The 6000-nt window shown below is 67.5% G+C and carries 5 protein-coding genes; 3 read left to right on the top strand and 2 right to left on the bottom strand.

All coding sequences use genetic code 11. The features are described from left to right. Positions 1-294: 294 nt before the first annotated feature. The gene (locus KA248_13310) at positions 295-1068 is read left to right on the top strand and encodes a transporter substrate-binding domain-containing protein (protein ID MBP7830883.1); all 774 of its coding nucleotides are present in this window, start codon (positions 295-297) and stop codon (positions 1066-1068) included. A 127-nt stretch (positions 1069-1195) separates the two neighbouring features. Here KA248_13310 and KA248_13305 read toward each other — a convergent pair whose 3' ends face one another. Further along, positions 1196-2443 (bottom strand): terpene cyclase/mutase family protein, encoded by a 1248-nt coding sequence (locus tag KA248_13305; GenBank protein ID MBP7830882.1) that lies wholly within the window; start codon positions 2441-2443, stop codon positions 1196-1198. After that, the gene (locus KA248_13300; protein MBP7830881.1) at positions 2430-2969 is read right to left on the bottom strand and encodes an RNA polymerase sigma factor; all 540 of its coding nucleotides are present in this window, start codon (positions 2967-2969) and stop codon (positions 2430-2432) included. Before KA248_13300 ends, KA248_13305 begins: the two co-directional genes overlap by 14 nt. A 130-nt stretch (positions 2970-3099) precedes the next feature. Here KA248_13300 and KA248_13295 point away from each other — a divergent pair, with 130 nt between their 5' ends. Both KA248_13295 and KA248_13290 read left to right on the top strand, forming a co-directional pair. Next, entirely contained in the window at positions 3100-5223 is a 2124-nt protein-coding gene (locus KA248_13295) for a TonB-dependent receptor (GenBank protein MBP7830880.1), read from the top strand. A gap of 129 nt (positions 5224-5352) precedes the next feature. After that, complete coding sequence (locus KA248_13290; protein ID MBP7830879.1) at positions 5353-5973, top strand: hypothetical protein; 621 nt, start codon at positions 5353-5355, stop codon at positions 5971-5973. Positions 5974-6000 lie beyond the last annotated feature (27 nt).

Genomic DNA, 6000 nt, shown 5'->3' with positions numbered 1-6000 from the left:
CGTTGGATAGCCCATAGAGAGCTCCTTTCTGTAACCTAGTATATATACTAGGTCCTGAATACCAAGAGAAAAAAGCTCGTTCTCTTCAGGCCATGTCGCGGACTAGTAAAGGGCCAAACACGAGGGGGCGTCGCTTGCGACGCCCGCGGGCCCTGTAGTGAAGCGAAGCGCGTACTACAGGGCGGGCGCCGGCAAGCGGCGCCCCTACATGAGCGAGGCATTACGCCGCACGATGCATTGCGCTAGACTTCCGATTGCGCTTCTTGGAATATCACCCTGCAATAAGGAGCCCCCATGAAACGCTGTTTGTCCATGCTCGGCATCGCGGTTTTCGCCCTCGCGGGTTGCAGCACGGTGGCCCTGCGCGCGCCCCTGCGGGTCGGCGTCACGCCGGACCTGCCGCCGGTCATCGCCAAGACCGACGGGCAGATCGTCGGCCTGGAGGCCGACTTCGCCCGCCGCCTGGCGCGGGAATTGCGGCGGCCCGTCGAGTGGGTCGAATTGAAGTGGGAGGACCAGGTCCCGGCCCTGCTGACCGGGCGCATCGACATCATCATGGCCGGCATGTCCGTCACGGAGATGCGGAAAGTCCGGGTCGCGTTCTGCGATCCGTACATGACCTCCGGCCTGATGGCGCTGGTCCGCCGGAAGGGCTCGGAGCCGTACGGAACGAGAGAGGGCCTCCTGCGAGCGGACGCCAAGGTCGGGGTGAAAAAGGGCACGACGGCCGAGATCTTCGCCCAGGAGCATTTCCGCAACGCGCAGTTGCTTCGCTACGAAATCCCGAACGACGCCGCGCTGGCGCTCCGGAACCGGACGCTGGACATCTATCTCGACGACGCCCCGGCGGTCTTCTGGTTCGCGTCGAAGTACGAGTCGGAGCTGACGTTCTCGAGCGTGCGGCTGACCGAGGAGGACATCGCGTGGGGCGTGAGCCCGAAGAACACCGAACTGAAGGACCAGGTCAACGCGATCCTGGCCGGCTGGCGGGAGGACGGCACGCTCCAGGACATCCTTGAGCGCTGGGTGCCCGTCGCGCCGAAGTCCTTCACCTCGGGCGCACGCTAGAATGACTCTGGAATTCTGTAGCCGGCCTCGGTGAGGCCGGTCCGCTTGGCGCCGACGCCGGGGTCAACGACCGCCGGGGTCAATGACCCCGGCCACAGCGGCCTGCTATAGGATCGGGCGCCTCCCTTTACTCCCGCGCCATGCAGAGCGTCGCGAGCGCGGTGGCGTAGACCGGGCCGCCCGTTCGGCCCCACCGGTCCGTGGGTTCCCAGCTCCCGCTGTTCGGGCCGGTTCGGTATTGCAGGGCCGCCAGTTGCTCGCGCAGGGATTGTCGGGCGGCGGACAGGACTTCCGTGGTGAAGAAAGCCCGGTAGAAGTCCATTTGAGTTTGCTCGGGGCCGACGCGGAGGGCGTTCAGCATCGTCTTCACGAGCGGTTCATCGGCGGGGTTCCCGCGCCGGACAAGACAGGCCGCGCCCGCCGCCGTGAGCGTTTCCGAGCCGTAGGGCGCATGGCCGGCGCGCCGGTAACCCATCCGGCCTTCCGCGTTGATGGTGGTTTTCATCCAGGCCATGCCGCGCTCGATGGCGGGCCGCAGGTCCGGGAAGCCCTGCTCGTCGGCCCGGAGAAGGGCCAGCAGGGGCCAGACGCTGGCGGAAGTATTGGCCGAGCCGGGTGCCGCCCGCAGGTAGTCCCAGCCGCCCGTCCGGTCCTGGATCGAGACGAGATAGGCCACGGCCTTTTCCGCCGAAGCGCGCCATGCGGCATTGGACTCCAGCGCGCACGCCTCCAGCAAGGCGAGCGTGGCCAGACCCTGGTTGTACGTCGCGCCGGAGAACACGGCGCCGAACAGGCCCTTTTCGTTCTGCGCGCGGACCAGGTAATCCACGCCCCGCCGGATGACGGTCGCGCCGGGTTCGCGGCGCGAGTCGACCGGATCCTGCATCAGCGCCAGCAGGGCGAGGGCGGACACGCCGATGCCGTACTTTTCCCGGATGGCGCCTTCGCCGGCCGACCAGCCTCCGTTCGGACCCTGGGTCCGGCACAGCCAGGCCAGCGCGTCGCGGCGGGCGGCCGCCAGGTCGGGGGCGTCCTCGGGCCGTTCGTCGCGAGCCAGGAAAGCACCAAGCCCCAGCGTGGCCAGCAGCAGGGCCGCCACCCGTGCGGGGACCGTCCAGGCGGAACGCCGGCGGGCCGGCCGGGTGTCCCCGGCCTCGATCCTCTGCGCGATCCGATCGGCCAGGGTGGGGGAGCCCTCGGCGTCCGGATCCTCGCGCAGGCGCGCGATCACGAGCCTGGACGAGGCTGCGGCCCGCGCGCAGGCGGGACACGCCGCCAGGTGCTGCTCGAAATCCTTTTTCTCCGCCGGCGGCAGTTCGCCGAGGCTGTAGGCCGGGGCCTCCGTTGCGCGAGGACAGTAGTCAGCGGTCTTCATCGAATATCTCCTTCAGCCGCTCCAGCGCATTGAACATGCGGGACTTGACCGTTCCCAGCGGAATGCCCAGCACGGCGGCGATCTCCTCCTGCCGCAGGCCCTGGTAGACGCCCAGGACCACGACGCCGCGCAGCTTCTCCGGCAGCCGGGCCAGCGCCGCGTGGATGTCCAGTCTCCAGGCGACGCCGCCGGGCCCCGGCGCCGGCGGGGTCGCCTCCGGTTCCGCCGATATCCGCTCGACCAGCGCCTCCCGGCGCATGACCTTTCGCAACAGGTCGTTGCGGACATGCCGCGCGACGGTGTAGAGAAACGTCGTGAACTTGGCCGTCGGGCGATACCTGTCCCGGTAGTTGTACACGCGAATGAACGTCTCCTGAACCGCGTCTTCCGCATCCGTACAAGCGCCCATGCGCCGGAAAAAGTTCAGGAGGGGGCCCTGGTGCCGGCGCACGAGACAGGCCATGGCCTCGGGGTCGCCGCCCCGGACGAGGCGCATCAGCTCAAAATCATCGGGTTCGTCGTGCATGGTCAACACTGATACGCAGCAAGGTTCACACAAGTTGACCATCCCAGGCAAGTTCGGCGCCGACACGAGCGTTTTTTTCCCCGTGAACTTTTTCCCGGGCTCGGCCGCTTAACGGGTAGAAGGAGGAGCCATGTCGATACAAACAGCGGGCAAATGGGTTGTGGCGGGACTCGTGGCGTGGAGTCTCGTGCCGGTTGCCGCGGCCGGGACGGAGGAGGCGGCGCTTCCCGAGGTGGTCGTAACGGCGTCGCGCACGCCGCGCGATCCCCAGGCCGAGGCCGCGACGGTCTACGGGTTGGACGCGCGGGAACTGACCTCGCGGGAAGGCCTCCGGACAACGCCGGACCTGCTCAAGGGCCTGCCGTCGGCGATGATCCAGAAGACCTCCTACGGCCAGGGCTCGCCGTTCCTGCGCGGCTTCACCGGCTTCCGGACGCTTTGCCTGATCGAAGGCATCCGGCTGAATAATTCGGTGTTCCGCGACGGCCCGAACCAATACTGGAACACGGTGGATCCCCTGTCCATCGCCCGCGGCGAAGTGGTCATGGGGCCCGGCTCGGTGATGTACGGCAGCGACGCGGTCGGCGGTACGATGAACGTCCTGACCCTCGCCCCGCCGGAATACGATGGCCAGGCCGCGTGGAACGGCCGGGTGCTGTACCGCGGCGCGACGGCGGAGGGGTCGAACCTCGGCCGGCTGCAGGCCGGCGCCCGGCCCAGCGAGCACCTGGGCTTCGTCGGGGGCGTATCCCTGAAGGATTTCGGCGACCTGCGCGGCGGGAAGGATGTCGGGAAGCAGGAGCACACCGGCTACCAGGAACAGGATTACGACGGGCGCGTGGAGTACTACGTGAACGACGACGCCCGCTTCACGCTCGGCCACCAGACCGTCCACCAGGACGACGCCTGGCGCACGCACCGGACCGTGTACGGGCTCGACTGGGAAGGCCTCACGCCCGGCGACGACAAGGTGCACCGCTACGACCAGGACCGCCACCTGACTTACCTCCGGTACGGCGTCGAAAACATGGCCGGGTTCGTGGACCGCATGGAGGTCACCCTCTCGCGCCACGCCCAGGAGGAGGATCTCTACCGCGTCAGGAAGGACGACACGAGCGACACGCAGGGCTTCGACGTCGTCACCTGGGGCGCGGCCGTCCAGCTCGAGTCCGACACGGACGCGGGCCAGTGGGTCTACGGCGCCGAATACTATCGCGACGTGGTGGATTCCTACGCGCGGAAGTACAAGGTCGACGGCTCGCTCGACAAGGTCGAGATCCAGGGGCCCGTGGCCGACGACGCCGCCTACGATTCCGTCGGCGTCTACGTCCAGGACACCCTGCCGCTCTTCGACGGGCGCGCGGAACTGACGCCCGGCGCGCGCTACAACTACGCGAAGGCCGACGCCGACCGGGTCAAGGATCCGGACACCGGCGGCGTAATGTCCGTCGAGGACGACTGGGACACGGTGGTCGGCTCGCTCCGCCTGCTGGTCCCCCTGGAGGAAGACCGTCGGAACGTGCTCTTCGCGGGCGTGGCGCAAGGCTACCGCGCGCCCAACCTCTCCGATCTCACCCGGTTCGACATCGCGCGCAGCGGCGAACTGGAGACCCCGGCGCCGGACCTGGATCCCGAGCGCTACCTGGCCGGCGAAATCGGCTTCAAGTCGCGCCTGGACCGCCTGTCGTTGCAGGGGAGCTACTACTACACGGTCATCGATGACATGATCATCCGGACGCCGACCGGCGAGACCATCGACGATGCCGCCGAGGTCACAAAAAAGAACTCCGGCGACGGGGTTGTCCAGGGCTTGGAGCTGTCGGTGCGCTACGCGTTCACGCCGGAGTGGTCCGTGTGGGCCGCCGGCTCGCTGATGGACGGTCGCGTGGACACCTATCCGTCCTCGAACGCCGAAGAAGACCGCGACTACGTCAGCCGGCTCATGCCGCCCACGGCCCAACTCGGGTTGCGCTGGGAGGCCGGGGGGGGGGCGTGGTGGGGCGAAGCCGTCATGGACCTGGCCGACGACGCGGACAAGCTGTCCGCAGACGACAAGCGCGACAAGCAGCGCATCCCGCCGGGCGGCACGCCGGGCTACATCGTGTGCGCCCTGCGCGCCGGCACGCGGCTGGCCGACCGGCTGGACCTGGCCGTGGCGCTGGAGAACCTCTTCGACGAGGACTACCGGATTCACGGCTCCGGCGTGAACGAGCCCGGCCGCAACCTGGTGCTGACCGCGGCGCTGGACCTGTAAAAAAAACCGAAAGCCGCAGGAGAGGGCGCCCGCGTCGCCGGAGCCGGACGTCGGGCTCCTGCCGCGCAAGGCGGCAGGGCGCCATATCCCCTCGCTTTCTTTCGGCCCGGAATGGCGTAGAGTACCGGCATGTCGCTTGCGGAACTCATAGGCTACGCCGGCTCGGTGATCATCCTGGTCTCCCTGCTGATGCGGTCGCTGGTCAAGCTGCGCTGGATCAACCTGGCCGGCTCGGTCCTGTTCTCGCTGTATGGTCTGATGATCCGCGCTTGGCCGGTCTTCGGGATCAACGCGGTGATCGTCGGGATCGACGCCTGGTTCCTCTGGCAGATGGGCCGGCTGCGGGATTACTTCGATCTCGCGCCGCTGTCCGAGATCGGGGCCGGGTACTTCCGGAAATTCTTCCTGTATCACGAGAACGACATACAGGCGTTCTTCCCGGGCACGCCGATCGAGGCGCTGGCGGGCGCGGAGACGTACCTGCTGTTCCGGAACATGCTGCCGGTCGGGTTTTTCAGCATGGAACAGGACGGCGAGGAGGCCCGGGTGGTCGCCGATTACGTCGTGCCCGAGTACCGCGATTTCAAGACCGGCGATTTCGTGTACGGGATCAAGCGGATGTATTTCAAGGAGAGGGGCATCAAGCGCTTCGCCGTCGAGAGCGGAAATCCGGTCCATCAGAAGTACCTCATCCGAAACGGATTCAGGGCCGATGCCAAAACGCCCGGCCGGTTCATCAAGGCTCTGTAGGAAGCGCGCTTGCGCGCGAGGCGCCCG

The organism is Kiritimatiellia bacterium (assembly GCA_018001225.1).
In the GTDB taxonomy this organism is placed as follows: domain Bacteria; phylum Verrucomicrobiota; class Kiritimatiellia; order CAIQIC01; family JAGNIJ01; genus JAGNIJ01.
Note: the sequence above shows the minus strand (reverse complement) of the source record. Positions and strands in the feature narration are given on the sequence as shown.